Origin of the sequence: Pseudomonas sp. MIACH (assembly GCF_001269925.1) — a bacterium.
Lineage (GTDB): Bacteria > Pseudomonadota > Gammaproteobacteria > Pseudomonadales > Pseudomonadaceae > Aquipseudomonas.
In genome coordinates this window covers 135509-151272 of the sequence record NZ_LHVO01000061.1, presented here as the reverse complement: position 1 = coordinate 151272, position 15764 = coordinate 135509, and the positions used below count along the sequence as shown (strand labels likewise).

General features: G+C 61.4%; 12 protein-coding genes. 2 read left to right on the top strand and 10 right to left on the bottom strand.

The window, feature by feature from the left end; genetic code table 11:
* Positions 1 to 113: 113 nt before the first annotated feature.
* Positions 114 to 1139 (top strand): iron ABC transporter substrate-binding protein, encoded by a 1026-nt coding sequence (locus AD670_RS26690; RefSeq protein ID WP_053139395.1) that lies wholly within the window; start codon positions 114 to 116, stop codon positions 1137 to 1139.
* Positions 1139 to 2704, top strand: coding sequence for an iron ABC transporter permease (locus AD670_RS26685; RefSeq protein ID WP_053139393.1), 1566 nt, complete (start codon positions 1139 to 1141; stop codon positions 2702 to 2704). Before AD670_RS26690 ends, AD670_RS26685 begins: the two co-directional genes overlap by 1 nt.
* A 46-nt stretch (positions 2705 to 2750) precedes the next feature.
* Here AD670_RS26685 and AD670_RS26680 read toward each other — a convergent pair whose 3' ends face one another.
* The 10 genes from AD670_RS26680 to AD670_RS26635 all read right to left on the bottom strand — a co-directional run bounded on the left by AD670_RS26680 (position 2751) and on the right by AD670_RS26635 (position 15762).
* Positions 2751 to 4685, bottom strand: coding sequence for a methyl-accepting chemotaxis protein (locus AD670_RS26680; protein WP_053139391.1), 1935 nt, complete (start codon positions 4683 to 4685; stop codon positions 2751 to 2753).
* A 139-nt stretch (positions 4686 to 4824) separates the two neighbouring features.
* Positions 4825 to 6114, bottom strand: a complete 1290-nt coding sequence (locus tag AD670_RS26675) for an adenylosuccinate synthase (protein ID WP_053139389.1) — start codon at positions 6112 to 6114, stop codon at positions 4825 to 4827.
* A 54-nt stretch (positions 6115 to 6168) separates the two neighbouring features.
* Positions 6169 to 7356: an ATP phosphoribosyltransferase regulatory subunit gene (locus AD670_RS26670; RefSeq protein WP_053139387.1), complete on the bottom strand. Its 1188-nt coding sequence runs from the start codon at positions 7354 to 7356 to the stop codon at positions 6169 to 6171.
* A gap of 293 nt (positions 7357 to 7649) precedes the next feature.
* Positions 7650 to 8516: a protease modulator HflC gene (gene hflC / locus AD670_RS26665; RefSeq protein ID WP_010213607.1), complete on the bottom strand. Its 867-nt coding sequence runs from the start codon at positions 8514 to 8516 to the stop codon at positions 7650 to 7652.
* Positions 8516 to 9691 (bottom strand): FtsH protease activity modulator HflK, encoded by a 1176-nt coding sequence (hflK, locus tag AD670_RS26660; protein WP_053139385.1) that lies wholly within the window; start codon positions 9689 to 9691, stop codon positions 8516 to 8518. Before hflK ends, hflC begins: the two co-directional genes overlap by 1 nt.
* Before the next feature lie 96 nt (positions 9692 to 9787).
* Positions 9788 to 11089 (bottom strand): ribosome rescue GTPase HflX, encoded by a 1302-nt coding sequence (gene hflX / locus AD670_RS26655; protein ID WP_053139383.1) that lies wholly within the window; start codon positions 11087 to 11089, stop codon positions 9788 to 9790.
* A gap of 12 nt (positions 11090 to 11101) precedes the next feature.
* Positions 11102 to 11362, bottom strand: a complete 261-nt coding sequence (hfq, locus tag AD670_RS26650) for an RNA chaperone Hfq (RefSeq protein ID WP_003171355.1) — start codon at positions 11360 to 11362, stop codon at positions 11102 to 11104.
* A gap of 94 nt (positions 11363 to 11456) precedes the next feature.
* Positions 11457 to 12428: a tRNA (adenosine(37)-N6)-dimethylallyltransferase MiaA gene (miaA, locus tag AD670_RS26645; protein ID WP_053139381.1), complete on the bottom strand. Its 972-nt coding sequence runs from the start codon at positions 12426 to 12428 to the stop codon at positions 11457 to 11459.
* The gene (gene mutL, locus AD670_RS26640; RefSeq protein ID WP_053139378.1) at positions 12428 to 14341 is read right to left on the bottom strand and encodes a DNA mismatch repair endonuclease MutL; all 1914 of its coding nucleotides are present in this window, start codon (positions 14339 to 14341) and stop codon (positions 12428 to 12430) included. Before mutL ends, miaA begins: the two co-directional genes overlap by 1 nt.
* Positions 14341 to 15762 (bottom strand): N-acetylmuramoyl-L-alanine amidase, encoded by a 1422-nt coding sequence (locus tag AD670_RS26635; RefSeq protein WP_053139376.1) that lies wholly within the window; start codon positions 15760 to 15762, stop codon positions 14341 to 14343. Before AD670_RS26635 ends, mutL begins: the two co-directional genes overlap by 1 nt.
* Positions 15763 to 15764: the final 2 nt, after the last annotated feature.

The following is a 15764-nucleotide window of genomic DNA, read 5'->3' as shown; positions in this document are numbered from 1 at the left end:
TCGTTTCAGGGGTTTGAAAACTCCGGCCGCAATTCTCCCCCTTCGGCGCACTTGAGAAGTTTTATCGTTTATCCTTGCAATGATTTGTTGCACTCAAGCGAGGAAACCTCCGGATGATGATCCGCGATACCCGTCTCAAGACATCCCTTCTGCGTGGCCTGACCATCACTCTGCTCGGCCTGACCCTACTCTCCCCCGCCACCTATTCCGCCGACAAGGTCTCCCTGACCCTGTACAACGGCCAACACAAAGAAGTCGGCGATGAACTCGCCAAGGCCTTCGAAGCCAAGACCGGCATCCACGTCAACGTGCGCAAAGGCAGCAGCAACCAACTGGCCAGCCAAGTTGTGGAAGAAGGCGACCGCTCCCCTGCCGACGTGATCTACACCGAAGAATCGCCCCCCCTGAACAAACTCGGCGAGCAAGGCTTGCTGGCCAAGATCGACGCCAGCACCCTCGACGTGCTGCCCAAGGACTACGTCGGCAGCAACGGCGACTGGATGGGCGTGACCGCGCGCACCCGCGTTGTGGCCTTCAACCCGAAACTGATCGCCGAAAAAGACCTGCCCAAGTCGGTACTCGATTTCGCCGGCCCCGAGTGGCAAGGCAAGGTCGGCTTCGTGCCGACCAGCGGTGCCTTCCAGGAACAGGCCGTGGCGATCATCAAGCTGCACGGCCGTGAAGCCGCCGAAGAATGGCTGACCGGCCTGCGCGCCTTCGGCAAGGTCTACAGCAACAATATGGTCGCCCTGAAGGCTGTGGAAAACGGCGAAGTCGCCACCGTACTGGTGAACAACTACTACTGGTTTGCCCTGAAGAAAGAAAAAACCAACCTCGATTCCCAACTGCACTACTTCACCGATGGCGATGCCGGCGGCCTGATCACCGTGTCGTCGGCGGCCGCGTTGAAATCCAGCAAGCATCCAAAAGAAGCCCAGCAACTGCTGGCGTTCATGGCCAGCGAAGAAGGCCAGCGCGTGATTACCAATACCTCGGCCGAGTACCCGCTGCGCAAAGGCATGGAATCCAACCGCGGCCTCAAGCCTTTCAGCGAACTGCAGCCGCCGAAAATCACCCCTGCCGACCTGGGCAACGCAGAAGAGGCCTTGGACCTGGAACGTGAGGTTGGCTTGAACTGATGAACCCATCGCTACCCACCCCCGCCCTGCGCGGAGGGTTCAGCCCACGCCGCAAGCGCCCTTCGATCTGGCTACTGCTCCCCGTCCTGTTACTGGTGGGCCTGAGCCTGCTGCCGCTGGTGTACGTCGGGCTGAAGGCTTGGCAGGCGGGCTGGGCGCAGGCGGTACATCTGCTCTGGCGGCCCTATGTGTTCGGGCTGCTGCGCAACACCCTGGCGCTGATGGTCGGCGTGACGCTGGCGTGCGGCGTGATCGGCCTGTCCCTGGCCTGGCTGCTGGAACGCAGCAATCTGCCGGGACGCCGCATCTGGGGCGTAGTCCTGTGCCTGCCGTTCGCGGTGCCGGCGTTTGTCAGCAGTTTTACCTGGGTCTCGCTGAGCGCCAACTTCGAAGGACTCGGCGGGGCGATCCTGGTCATGACCCTGTCCAAATACCCGCTGGTGTTTTTGCCGGTGGCGGCGACGCTGCGCAATCTGGATCCCTCCCTGGAAGAATCGGCCCGCACCCTGGGGCTGAATCGCTGGGGCGTATTCTTTCGCATCACCCTGCCCTTGCTGTGGCCGTCGCTGCTGGCCGGGGCACTGCTGATTGCCCTGCATATGCTGGTGGAATTCGGCGCGCTGTCGATCATCGGCCTGCAAACCTTTACCACTGCGATCTATCAGCAATTCGAACTGGAATTCAGCAACGCCAATGCGGCAATGCTCTCGGCGGTGCTGCTGGTGATGTGCCTGGCCCTTCTGTGGCTGGAGCTACGTGTACGCGGCAAGGGCCGACATGTACGCATCGGCCAGGGCGCGGCGCGGCATGCAGAACAGGTTCGCCTGGGCAAGTGGGCAGCACTGGGCCAGGTGTATTGCCTGACCCTGGCAATCATCGGCAGCGGTATTCCCTTGGGGATGCTCGGTTATTGGTTGGCAGTGGGTTCGTCGGCAGCATTTCCGGTGGCCGAGATCAGCGAGGCACTATTGTCCTCACTGGCACTGTCACTGGGTGGCGCGGCACTGTGCCTGGCGCTGGCAGTACCGGTGGGACTGCTCGTGGTGCGCTACAAGGGACAACTGGCGATCTGGGCCGAGCGCCTGCCGTACCTGCTGCACGCCCTGCCCGGCCTGGTGATTGCGTTGACGCTGGTGTATTTCGCCCTGCATTACGTGCCGACGCTGTACCAGACGTCGGCGTTGTTGCTGATCGCCTATGCGTTGTTGTTTCTGCCATTGGCTCAGGCGCCGATCCGCACGGCCTTGAACAAGGCAGCACCGCAACTGGAAGAGGCCGCGCGCACGCTGGGGGCTTCGTCGTTCAGTGCGTTTTGCCGGGTGACGCTGCCGATTATTTTCCCGGCATTGGGGGCGGCATTTGCGCTGGTGTTCCTGGACGCCATGAAGGAATTGACGGCGACGTTGCTGCTCAGTCCGACCGGCCTGAATACCTTGGCGACTGCCGTGTGGGCACACACCTCGAATGTGGAGTTTGCGGCGGCGGCGCCTTATGCGGCGTTGTTGATATTGGTGTCGGGGTTGCCGGTCTATCTGCTGACAACTCGAATGTACTTGAGCCGCTGAGCTCGCTATCGGGAGCAAGCTCCCGATAAGGCCAGAACAGACGACACTAAGCCCGGAACTGCCCCAAGCTCGCCTTCAACTGCGCCGCCAACCCATCCAGCACCTTGCCACTGGCGGTAGTCTCCACCACCGCCTGTGCCGCACGTTCGGCCTGGGCATGGATCACCTCGACCCGGCCTCGTACCGCATGGGCGCCCTGGGCTTGATGCTCGGCGGCGCGGGTAGCCAGGCCAATCGCCGCATGCACCTGCTCCACCGAGGCCTGCACCGTCTGCTGCAAACGCACGCTGTCGCGCAGCACCAGCAAGCCTTCATTGGCCTGGCGCCCGGCCTTGCCGATGGTTTCGACCGCTTCGCGCGCGCCCTGCTGCAACGCGACGATATGCGCCTGGATATCACCGGTGGAGCTTTGGGTCTTGCTGGCCAACGCACGCACTTCGTCCGCCACCACCGCAAAGCCCCGCCCGGTCTCGCCCGCACGCGCCGCCTCAATGGCCGCGTTGAGCGCCAGCAGGTTGGTCTGCTCGGCGATGCCGTGGATAACCGTCAGCACCACTTCGATCTGCTCGCTTTGCTGGGCCAGACGCTCGATAACCTGGGAACCGGCCTGCACCTGCCCCGCCAGCGCCTCGATCAAACTGCCAACCTCCGCCGAAGTGCGCGAGTTCTCATCCGTCGCCTGGCGAATACCCACCACCTGCTGCAACGCCGCCTGCATGGCATGGCTTTCGGCCTGGGCCTCGTCGGCCATTTGCGACAGTGCGCGCAAACTCTCCGCCACCTCATCGCGCTGCAAGCCGGCTGCCGCATCGGCGCCGGCATTGCGCAAGGTCATGGCGCCGATTTCCACGCCGGTACGCTGCGCCACATCGCCCGCCTCGCGCACGATGGGTTGCAACTTATCCACAAAGCGATTGACCGCCGAGGCCATGTCGCCGATTTCGTCCTTGCTGTTGATCTGCACGCGCTTGGTGAGGTCGCCCTCGCCTGCAGCCAGGTCATCCATGGCCGCGATGAGCAGCTTGAGGCGATTGACTACGCGACGACCCAGCACGATGGCAATCAGCAGCAATACGCCGAGCCCCACCAACGCCAGGCCCATGCCGATACGCCAGCGCAGGGTGCCGGCTGCTTCCTGCACGGCGCTGGTGGTGTTGGCGGTCATCTGGGTGGCCGTCGCTTGTGCTGACTGCAGCCTGGCCCCCATGGCGCTGGCACTGTCAGCTGCCGCACCTTTGAGGCTGTCGCCCACCAACTGATCACCACTGGCGATCAGTGCAGCAAAGCGCTTATCCAATGCCAGCAGGTCCGCCTCGACGGAAGCCGTCGACACGCCCATGCGCACCTTGCCGATTTCCACGCCATTGGGGCTGATGGATGCCTCCACGTAATACACGGAAGGATCCGTCTTGGCCGCATCCAGCACTTTGTCCAGGGCTCGATCCCCTGCGCCTTTTGCCAGCAAGGCCTGGTTGATCGGATTTTCGCGGTTCAAGTAGCGGGTCAGGTGCTCGCCCGCAGCGTCGTCATAGACCACGAACAATACGTTGGGATTGCGCTGTGCACGCCGGGCAAACTCCGACAGCGTCGGCACGTCGCTGTCCCACATGGCGCGCGGCGCCACCGAGGCCAGCAGCTGCGCCATATCATTGGCGGAATCCTGCAGGTCTTTTTCCAGGGTTGCACGCAATTGCTTCTGCTCTGCCTGCAGGCGCTCGGAAAGCCCGGTTGTCAGGCGCTGACGGGTGCTGGTGGACAAGCTGTCCAGGCTCGACGTGACTTCCTTGCCGGCTTGCGCCAACTCGCCAGACAGCTTCTGGCTATCGACACCCAGGCGATTGCCCAAATCAGCTTCCAGCGCAGTCACCGTGCTCCGGGTTAGAGCGACCGCCACCAGCACTTGCACCAAAAGAGCGATACCAAGGGTAACGAACACCGGCCGCAACAGACGGCTTTGTAACAATGAGAGAACGGCAGACATCGGGAATCCCTCCACCACGGGTGCCATTAATTTGATAGCACCGCGAAAGAGAGAAACACAGCAAGGGTCGTGCCGCCTGGCAAACAGAAACGACAAAGGGCTCCCGAAGGAGCCCTTTGCTTTTTACATCAACAGCTTATTAAGCGAACGGGTGACGCAGAACGATGGTTTCGTTGCGGTCCGGGCCCGTCGAAATAATGTCAATCGGCGCGCCGATCAGCTCTTCAACACGCTTGATGTAGGCACGGGCATTGGCCGGCAGCTCTTCCAGGGTCTTGGCACCCACGGTCGATTCGGTCCAGCCCGGCACTTCTTCGTACACAGGCTGCAGGCCCACGTAGCTGTCAGCGTCCGTCGGGGCGACGTCCTGACCTTCTGCATCTTTGTAGCCGACGCAGATGTTGATGGTTTCCAGGCCGTCGAGTACATCCAGCTTGGTGAAGCAGATGCCCGAGATGCTGTTCACATCGATAGCGCGACGCAGGATAACGGCGTCGAACCAGCCACAACGACGAGCACGGCCGGTGGTCGCGCCGAATTCGTGGCCTTGCTTGGCCAGGTGCGCACCGACTTCGTCGAACAGCTCAGTCGGGAACGGGCCCGAACCGACACGGGTGGTGTAGGCCTTGGTGATGCCGAGGATGTAGTCCAGGAACATAGGACCAACGCCCGAACCGGTAGCAACGCCGCCAGCGGTGGTGTTGGAGCTGGTCACGTACGGGTAGGTACCGTGGTCGATGTCCAGCAGCGAGCCTTGGGCGCCTTCGAACATGATGTCTTTGCCAGCGCGACGCAGGTCGTGCAGCTCGGCAGTCACGTCCAGCATCAGCGGCTTGAGCAGCTCAGCGTATTCCTTGCACTCGGCCAGGGTCTTGTCGAACTCGATGGCCGGCTCTTTGTAGTAACCCACCAGCATGAAGTTGTGGTAATCCACCAGCTCACGCAGCTTGTCTTCAAAGCGTGGCATGTTGAGCAGGTCGCCCACACGCAAGCCACGACGCGCGACCTTGTCTTCGTAGGCCGGGCCGATGCCGCGACCGGTGGTACCGATCTTCAGCTCGCCACGGGCCTTTTCACGGGCCTGGTCCAGCGCAACGTGGAAGGACAGGATCAGCGGGCAGGACGGGCTGATACGCAGGCGCTCGCGCACCGGTACGCCTTTCTCTTCCAGCTTGGTGATCTCGCGCAGCAAGGCATCCGGTGCAACCACGACGCCGTTGCCGATCAGGCACTGCACGCCTTCGCGCAGGACGCCCGACGGGATCAGGTGCAAGACGGTTTTTTCGCCATCGATGACCAGGGTATGGCCAGCGTTGTGGCCGCCTTGGTAGCGCACTACGGCGGCAGCATGTTCGGTCAGCAGATCAACGATCTTGCCTTTGCCCTCATCACCCCATTGGGTGCCCAGGACTACGACATTCTTACCCATAACACTTGTCCTCATTCGCGCAAACTTGGTGCCGGCGATGGCCGGCAGGAAAACTCAAGAAGCCAGTGGCGATACTTGCCAAAGCCCGTTCTGCAGAATCAATTGCCGGTCGCAGTCCGCTTCACGGGCGGCGGCCAATGGCTGCCCAGGCAAGGCCTGGACGACACGCTGACCCTCACTGCGCAACTGGCAAACCTGCTGCCAGAGTGCTGCGTCCGTACTGTCGGGCATCCAGATGCCACCGGACGGCAGCTCGACCTCAGCACGCCCCAGGGTCACCAGGGTTTTCAAATCGGTGGAAAAGCCGGTGGCCGGACGCGCACGACCGAAGTCGGCGCCGATGTCGTCGTAACGACCACCTTGGGCGATGGCCTGGCCAACACCCGGTACAAACACCGCGAACACCACACCGGTGTGGTAGTGGTAGCCGCGCAACTCACCCAGATCAAAATACAGCGGCAACTGCGGGAAGCGCGCCGACAACCGCTCAGCAATCGCCAGCACGTCATCCAGTGCAGCCAATACCGGCGCCGGCGCCTTGGCCAGGCGTTCACGTGCAGCCACCAGCACTTCACGTCCGCCACACAGGTTGACCAGTGCGCGCAGCATGTCGGCCAGATCCGCAGGTACGCCAGCGGTCAGGGCAATGACTTCATCGATCGCCTTGCGTTGCAGGGCATCGAACAGCTGTTGCTCGACTTCACCGGACAAACCGGCCGCACGGGCCAGGCCACGGTAGATACCAACATGACCGAGGTCCATGTGGACATCTGGCACATCAGCCAGTTGCAGCATGGCCAGCATCAAGCTGATCACTTCAACGTCACTGCTCGGGCTGGCATCACCGTACAACTCCGCGCCCAACTGGATTGGGCTACGGGAAGACGACAAGGCACGCGGTTGAGCATGCAGCACGCTGCCGGCGTAGCACAGGCGGCTCGGGCCTTCGCGGCGCAGGGTGTGCGCATCGATGCGCGCCACTTGCGGCGTGATGTCGGCACGGAACCCCATTTGCCGGCCCGATTGCGGGTCGATGACCTTGAAGGTGCGCAGATCCAGGTCCTGGCCCGCGCCGGTGAGCAGGGATTCCAGGTACTCGATATGGGGGGTCACGACAAACTCGTAACCCCAGCTCTGGAACAGATCCAACACCTGGCGGCGCGCTACTTCAATGCGCGCAGCTTCTGGTGGCAGTACTTCTTCGATGCCATCTGGCAGCAGCCAGCGGTCTACCGTTGCCATTACGCCATTCCCCTATGATCCGGGCGGCCAGCCCTCGGCCGAGCCTTGAGTGAAGCAGAAAATACCCGCCCCCCCTGCATAAACCACGCGCAAGAGCGACGTGACGAACGACCTGTTAACGGCCTCGTCGGGCACTTTCCTCGAAAAACCTGTCACGCCTGCCGAATCAAACATGCAGACGCAAAAAAGCCGGGAATTTCCCGGCTGCCGCATCATACACCCGTTTTCTGAAAGGATCACCCCGCCAGGCGTTTTAGCCGCCCGACGGAGTGCCCTACAAAATCACGAGCTGGTTACTTGGACTTTTCCAGGTAGCGGAAGAAGTCGCTGCTTGGGTCCAGCACCATGACGTCGGTTTTGTTCGCGAAGCTTTCACGGTAGGCACGCAGGCTACGATAGAACGCGTAGAACTCCTGGTCCTGGCCGTAAGCCTTGGCGTAGATCGCCGCAGCTTGAGCATCACCATCACCACGGGCCTCTTCAGACTCGCGATAGGCTTCTGCCAGCAGTACACGACGCTGACGGTCGGCATCCGCACGGATACCTTCAGCCAACTCGTTACCCTTGGCACGGTGCTCACGGGCCTCACGCTCACGCTCGGTGCTCATACGCTCGAACACGCTGCGGTTCACTTCCTTCGGCAAATCGATGGCCTTGACCCGAACATCGACAACTTCGATGCCCAGTTCTTTTTCCGCCATCGTGTTCAACGAACGCGTGATATCCGCCATCAGCGCATCACGCTCACCGGACACCACCTCGTGCAGGGTGCGCTTACCAAACTGGTCACGCAGGCCCGATTCCAGACGGCGCGACAAACGCTCGTCGGCAATCTGCTTGAGGCCGGAGGTCGCGGTGTAGAAGCGCTCGGCATCCTTGACGCGCCACTTGGCGTAGGCGTCAACCATCACGGCTTTCTTTTCCAGGGTCAGAAAGCGCTGTGTCGGTGCATCCAGGGTCATCAGGCGGGCGTCGAACTTGCGTACCTGGTTGACGTAGGGGACTTTCACATGCAGGCCCGGCTGGACATCCGCCTGGACCACGCGACCGAATTGCAGCAGCACCGCACGCTCGGTCTGAGCCACGATGTAGAAGCAGTTCCAGGCAGCGATGACCACGACGACGCCCACAATCAGGGCGGTCAGCGATTTATTGCTCATCAACGACTCTCCCTGGTACGTGTTTGCTGTTGCAGCAAGTCAGCGGCCGCACGGGCACTCGCTTCGTTGGCAGCGGCATTGGAACCGGTGGCCGGTGCGCTGGAGCTGCTACGACCACCTTCGATCATCTTGTCCAGCGGCAGGTACAGCAGGTTGTTCTGCCCACCCTTGCTGCCGGTCACGAGGACCTTGCTGGTATTGCTGAAGACTTCCTGCATGGTGTCCAGGTACAGACGCTCACGAGTCACTTCAGGTGCCTTGCGGTACTCGGTGACCAGCTTGGTAAAGCGATCCGCCTCACCCTTGGCGCGGGAGACCACTTCATCACGGTAGCCGTTTGCATCTTCAAGGATGCGCTGGGCCTGGCCACGCGCTTCCGGAACGACGCCGTTGGCGTAGGTTTCAGCCTGGTTGCGCGAACGCTGCTCGTCTTCACGGGCGCGGATCACATCGTCGAAGGCTTCCTGCACTTCACGCGGTGCCGCAGCGCTCTGTACGTTCACCTGGGTGACGGTGATACCGGTGCGATAGGTATCGAGGAACCGTTGCAGGCGCTCCTTGATTTCGCTGGCCATCAACTCACGACCTTCGGTCAGCACCTGGTCCATGGCGGTGGAACCCACCACGTGGCGCAGGGCGCTTTCGGTTGCGTGTTGCAGGCTGATTTCCGGCTGATCAACGTTCAGCACGAAGTCCTGCAGGTTGGTGATCTTGTACTGCACGGTCAACGGCACTTCGACGATGTTCTCGTCTTCGGTCAGCATCTGGCCCTGCTTGGTGTAGGCACGCTCACGCGTGACGTTCTCCATGTACTTCTTGTCGATCGGCGGGAAATAGATGTTCAGGCCAGGACCGACAGTCTCGTAGTACTTGCCGAAGCGCAGCACCACGGCTTGCTCCTGCTCGTCCACGACATATACGGCGCTGTAAAGCCATACGGCCGCCAGCACGACAAGACCCAGGCCCAGCAGGCCATAGCCGCCGCCCTTGCCTGTGCGACCACCTTCGTCACCACCACGTTTTTTTCCACCACCGAACAACCCATTCAGGCTTTCCTGCAGCTTTCGGAAGGCCTCGTCGAGATCTGGTGGCCCCTTGCGGTCGCCATTATTGCGGCGCTTACCACCCCAAGGATCCTGATTATTCGAGTTGCCACCCGGCTCATTCCAAGCCATAGCGCTCTCCATCTGATAAAGCAAAGACGCACCCACGGCGCGCCGACCAATGCTACAGAATGCCTGCTACTGCGGCACAACCGCTTTCGGAGGCTTTTATTGCAAAGTGTGTTGTTCGATGAACTCTGTCGGTACTACGCCTTCACGGCTGACCAGCCGATTGAGCTCCGAGCGCGGCAATCGAACGGCCAGCAAACTGACACCTTCTTCGTCGTGTTCTTCTTTCTGTACCGCGCCCAGCTCGAAAAACTGTGCACGCAGTCGAGCAAAACGCTGAGGCAAGCGCAAGGTGCCGACAAACAAATCGCTGCCGAGCAATTCGGCAATGGCTTGTTCAAGCAGCTCCAAACCACTGCCATCACGCGCCGACAGCCAGACCCGCTGGGGTTTGCCGTTCTCGTCGCGCTGGATTTGTGGCTCGACGCCTTCAAGCAAATCGAGTTTGTTATAGACCTCAAGGATCGGCAAGTCCTGGGCGCCAATCTCGCCCAGCACGACCATGACCTGTTCAATCTGCAACATGCGATCCGGTTCAGCCGCATCGATCACGTGCAACAGCAGGTCGGAGTTGCTCGACTCTTCGAGCGTAGACCGAAAGGCCTCGACCAGCTTGTGGGGCAAGTGACGAATGAAACCCACGGTGTCGGCCAGGACAATCGGCCCCAGGTCGTCGATATCCAGACGGCGCAAGGTCGGGTCGAGGGTCGCGAACAGTTGGTCAGCCGCATACACGTCCGATTTCGTCACGTTGTTGAACAGCGTGGACTTGCCGGCGTTGGTATAGCCCACCAGCGATACGGTAGGGATATCGGCACGCGAACGGCCACGTCGCGATTGCTCGCGCTGGCTGCGCACCTTCTCCAGTCGACCCTTGATCTGACGCAGGCGAACCCGCAGCAGGCGTCGGTCGGTTTCCAACTGGGTTTCACCCGGCCCCCGCATGCCGATACCGCCACCCTGACGCTCAAGGTGAGTCCAACCGCGAACCAGCCGGGTGCTCATGTGATCAAGCTGGGCCAGTTCTACCTGGAGCTTGCCCTCATGGGTACGGGCGCGTTGGGCGAAAATATCGAGAATCAGACCGGTGCGGTCGATCACGCGACACTCGAAAACACGTTCGAGGTTACGTTCCTGACTGGGCGTGAGGGTATGGTTGAAGATCACCAGATCGGCTTCTTCGGCGTAGACCAGATCGCGTAACTCCTCGACCTTGCCGCTGCCAATCAGGAATTTAGCGGTTGGCCGATGACGCGGCACGTTAAAAAACGCAACGGTCTCGGCGCCGGCCGAATTTGCCAACTCCTGAAACTCCTGCGGATCTTCGCGCGCCTCAGGGTCCTGTCCATCCAAGTGAACGAGGATTACTCGCTCACCACCACCGTGGCGCTCAAAGAACAAAGGAGACTCCTATCAGGCGTTACCTGGCTCAGCGTCAGCTGCATCATCACCTGCTGCGCTAGGCAGACGGATTGGACGAACTGGAACCACTGTCGAGATAGCGTGCTTGTAAACCATCTGGCTGACGGTGTTTTTCAGCAGGATCACGAACTGGTCGAACGACTCGATCGTGCCTTGCAGCTTGATACCGTTAACCAGGTAGATGGAAACCCCCACTTTCTCTTTACGTAAAGTATTCAAGTAAGGGTCTTGTAGCGAATGCCCTTTTGACATGTGCCGCACTCCTTTAAGGATCAATAATAAAAAATCGGAAAATAAATAGCTCATGGCCGTCACACCCCCAAGGATAGACGGCAATTGCAAGGACTCAGCTCAATATGGAGACCGTTCCCAAGTATTTCAAGGCGCGTGACAGATTGTCGCTGTCCAGGCTGTCCAACCAGTGCAAATCGCTCCAGCTGCGCAACCAGGTGAACTGGCGCTTCGCCAATTGGCGCGTGGCAATGATGCCGCGCTCCTGCATTTCAGCTGACGTCAGCTTGCCATCCAGATGATCCCAGACTTGGCGGTAGCCTACAGCACGTATCGAAGGCAACCCTGGATGCAGGTCACCTCTTGAACGCAGTGCTACGACCTCGTCCACAAACCCCTGTTCCAACATAATTGTGAATCTTTGTGCAATTCGTTCATGCAGCACCTGGCGATTTGCCGGAGCGATGGCCAGATTCGCCACAGTATAGGGCAATTGTGACTGTCCAGATGCGCCTGCGTCAGCACTTTGCGCAGTTTGTTTCAGCCGCAGTTCAGTCATGGTCTGACCGCTGACACGCCAGACTTCCAGGGCGCGACTGAGGCGCTGAGGATCATTGGGGTGAATGCGCGCGGCAGATACCGGATCGACCACTGCCAACTGGTCGTGCAGGGCTTGCCAGCCAAGGCGCGCAGCCTCTTCTTCGAGTTCGGCGCGCACCTGCGCATCGGCGGGCGGCATATCGGCCAACCCCTCCTGCAAAGCCTTGTAGTAAAGCATCGTGCCGCCGACCAGCAGCGGAATGTTGCCGCGCGCCGTGATCTCGGCCATCGCGGCCAGGGCGTCGGTGCGAAAATCTGCCGCCGAATAGCTCTCGGCCGGGTCAATGATGTCGATCAACCGATGCGGATACTGTGCCAGCAGCTCTTTTGAGGGCTTGGCGGTGCCAATGTCCATGTCCCGGTAAACCAGGGCAGAGTCGACACTGATCAACTCGCAGGGCAGCACCTTGGTCAGCTCGATGGCCAGGTCGGTCTTGCCGGCGGCCGTGGGGCCCATCAGGAAGATTGCGGGGGGCAAGGCGCTCATCAACGACCGCGCAGGAACAGTTTGTCCAGATCGTCCAGGCCCATTTGGGTCCAGGTCGGTCGGCCGTGGTTGCATTGGCCGCTGCGCTCAGTGTTTTCCATGTCGCGCAGCAGGCCGTTCATTTCCGGCAGGGCCAGGCGGCGATTGGCGCGGATAGCGCCGTGACACGCCATAGTCCCGAGCAGTTCGTTGATGTGCGCCTGGATGCGGTCGCTGGTACCGTACTCCATGAGATCGGCCAGCACGTCGGCCACCAGCCGGTTGGCTTCGGCCTGCTTGAGCAGCGCGGGAATCTGGCGAATCGCCAGGGTTTCCGGGCCTAGGCGTTGCAGTTCGAAGCCCAATTTCTGGAACACGCTGTGGTGCTCTTCGGCGCAATCGGCCTCACGCTGGCTGACGGCCAGGGATTCCGGCACCAGCAACGGCTGGCCACTCAGGCCTTCACTGGCCATGGCGATTTTCAGGCGCTCGTACATGATCCGCTCGTGAGCGGCGTGCATGTCCACCAGCACCAGGCCATGGGCGTTTTCCGCAAGGATGTAGATGCCCTTGAGCTGCGCCAACGCGTAGCCCAGCGGTGGAATATCACCACCACCTTCCGGCAAGGCCACTGCGCCCGGCTCGGCACCTGGCAACGGCGCAAAGAATTCACGGTAGGCGGCCTGCGCCTCGGCCACCGGTACGACCGATTGCGGACGCGGTGTGTATTGGTACTGATAACCCGCCCCTGAGCCAGAGCCCGGCGCCGTGTAGCTCGGTTGCGGTGGCGGCGATTGCAGCAGGTTTGCCGCCAGGCTCATTTCGCCCTGGGGGCCGAACTCACCGGCTTCAGGACCGCTCGGACGTACTACTGCGGTCACGATAGGCGCAGACAGCTGGTCATCCGGGCGCACATCGCCCAGAGCACGGTGCAAGGTGCCATAGAGGAAGTCATGCACCATGCGCCCGTCACGGAAGCGCACTTCGTGTTTGGTCGGGTGCACGTTAACGTCGACCACCGAAGGGTCGACCTCGAAAAACAACACAAAAGTCGGATGCCGCCCGTTGAACAGCACATCGCGATAAGCCTGGCGCACCGCATGGGCCACCAGTTTGTCGCGCACCGCCCGGCCATTCACAAAGAAATACTGCAAGTCCGCCTGGCTGCGGGAGAAGGTCGGCAAACCGACCCAACCCCACAGGCGCAAGCCATTGCGTTCGATTTCAATCGGCAGCGCCTGCTCCAGGAAGCCGGCACCACACACAGCCGCTACCCGGCGTGCACGCGCGGCGTCATCGTTGGCTTCGTGGAGGCTGAGGATGGTCTTGCCGTTGTGGCGCAGGTGAAACGCCACATCGAAACGCGCCAGGGCCAGGCGTTTGATGACTTCTTGCAGGTGATCGAATTCGGTTTTTTCGGCCTTGAGGAATTTACGCCGCGCCGGAGTGTTGAAGAACAGGTCGCGCACTTCCACCGAGGTGCCCACCGGGTGCGCAGCGGGCTGGACCCGAGGCGCCATGTCGCGGCCTTCGGTTTCCACCTGCCAGGCCTGCTCGGCATCACGGGTACGCGACGTCAGGGTCAAGCGCGCCACGGAGCTGATGGAGGCCAATGCCTCACCCCGAAAGCCCAGGCTCATCACGCGCTCAAGGTCTTCCAGGTCGCGGATCTTGCTGGTGGCGTGACGGGCCAGGGCCAGCGGCAGGTCATCGGAGGAGATCCCGCTGCCATCGTCGCGTACGCGCAGCAGCTTGACGCCGCCCTGCTCCACATCGACATCGATGCGCTTGGCGCCGGAGTCGATGCTGTTCTCCAGCAACTCCTTGATCACCGATGCCGGCCGTTCAACGACCTCGCCCGCCGCAATCTGGTTGGCAAGGCGCGGGCTGAGCAATTCAATGCGCGACCCGCTGTTCAAGACTGATTCGCTCATTACTGCGCCGCCAATTCAGTGCCAGGGATGGTCAACACCTGGCCGATTTTCAACTCATCGGTCTTCAGGTTGTTGGCGCTGCGCAAGGACGCGGCCGAGACTTGGAAACGCACGGCCAGCATGGCCACTGTGTCGCCGGGCTGCACGCGATGGTCACGCGGGCCCTGGGCGATTTTCCCGGAGTCGCGCAGCCAGGCGATATAGGTGCCCGGTGGCGGATTCTGCTGGAAGAACTGGCGCACGCCGGCGCTGATGGAACGTGCCAATGCCTGCTGGTGGCTGGCACTGGCGAGCTTCGAGGCTTCATTGGCGTTGGAGATGAATCCGGTTTCCACCAGGATCGATGGGATATCCGGCGACTTCAGCACCATAAACCCGGCTTGCTCCACACGCTGCTTGTGCAACGAGGTCACGCGGCCGATATTGCTCAACACCTTCTGGCCGACGTTCAAGCTGGAGGTCAGCGAAGCCGTCATCGACAGGTCCAGCAGTACACCAGCGAGCATCTTGTCCTTGTCATCGAGGGACACGTTGCCGGCCCCGCCGATCAAGTCGGAGCGGTTTTCACTGTCGGCCAGCCAGCGGGCGGTCTCGGACGTAGCGCCGCGATCCGACAAGGCAAACACCGAAGCCCCGAAGGCGGCGGCCGAAGGTGCGGCGTCAGCGTGGATCGAGACGAACAGGTCGGCGCCCTTCTTGCGCGCGATTTCGGTACGGCCGCGCAACGGAATGAAGTAGTCGCCGGTACGGGTGAGTTCGGCGCGGTAGCCTTTCATGCCGTTGACCTGGCGTTGCAGCTCGCGGGCGATGGCCAGCACCACGTCTTTCTCATGCTGACCGCGCGAACCGGACGCACCCGGGTCTTCACCGCCGTGGCCAGCGTCGATCACCACGATAATGTCGCGTTTGCCGGCCGGGGCTGGCGGCGGCGGTGGCAACTTGACCTGGGGTTGCGACGGGTTGACCGGTACGGCCGGCACTGTCGCCACGGCCGGGGTTGGCGCAGGCGGCGGCGCGGCATCGGCGGCATTGTCGAACAGATCGACCACCAGCCGGTTGCCGTATTGGGCGTTTGGCGCCAGGGAGAAGCTTTTCGGAGTCACGACCTTTTTCAAGTCGATCACCACGCGCAGGTCAGTCGGCGTGCGCTGCGCCGAGCGCATGGCGGTAATCGGCGTGTTGGCGGTGGACACTTTCAACGGCGCGGCCAGGGTCGCACCATTGATGTCGATCACCAGGCGATCAGGCGCCGTGAGGGTAAAGACACTGTGCTGGACCGGGCCAGACAGGTCGAACACCAGTCGCGTGTTATCCGGCGCTCGCCACAGGCGAACACTCTTCACCTGTGAAGCAGCCAGAGCATTGACAGTCATTGCCGCAAGCAACACCCCTACGACAGCAACCAACGCGCGAAAGCGCATAC

Coding starts and splice junctions, on each gene's coding strand:
- AD670_RS26690 (WP_053139395.1), top strand. CDS start 114: ATGATGATCCGCGATACCCGTCTCAAGACATCCCTTCTGCGTGGCCTG.
- AD670_RS26685 (WP_053139393.1), top strand. CDS start 1,139: ATGAACCCATCGCTACCCACCCCCGCCCTGCGCGGAGGGTTCAGCCCA.
- AD670_RS26680 (WP_053139391.1), bottom strand. CDS start 4,685: ATGTCTGCCGTTCTCTCATTGTTACAAAGCCGTCTGTTGCGGCCGGTG.
- AD670_RS26675 (WP_053139389.1), bottom strand. CDS start 6,114: ATGGGTAAGAATGTCGTAGTCCTGGGCACCCAATGGGGTGATGAGGGC.
- AD670_RS26670 (WP_053139387.1), bottom strand. CDS start 7,356: ATGGCAACGGTAGACCGCTGGCTGCTGCCAGATGGCATCGAAGAAGTA.
- hflC (WP_010213607.1), bottom strand. CDS start 8,516: ATGAGCAATAAATCGCTGACCGCCCTGATTGTGGGCGTCGTCGTGGTC.
- hflK (WP_053139385.1), bottom strand. CDS start 9,691: ATGGCTTGGAATGAGCCGGGTGGCAACTCGAATAATCAGGATCCTTGG.
- hfq (WP_003171355.1), bottom strand. CDS start 11,362: ATGTCAAAAGGGCATTCGCTACAAGACCCTTACTTGAATACTTTACGT.
- miaA (WP_053139381.1), bottom strand. CDS start 12,428: ATGAGCGCCTTGCCCCCCGCAATCTTCCTGATGGGCCCCACGGCCGCC.
- mutL (WP_053139378.1), bottom strand. CDS start 14,341: ATGAGCGAATCAGTCTTGAACAGCGGGTCGCGCATTGAATTGCTCAGC.
- AD670_RS26635 (WP_053139376.1), bottom strand. CDS start 15,762: ATGCGCTTTCGCGCGTTGGTTGCTGTCGTAGGGGTGTTGCTTGCGGCA.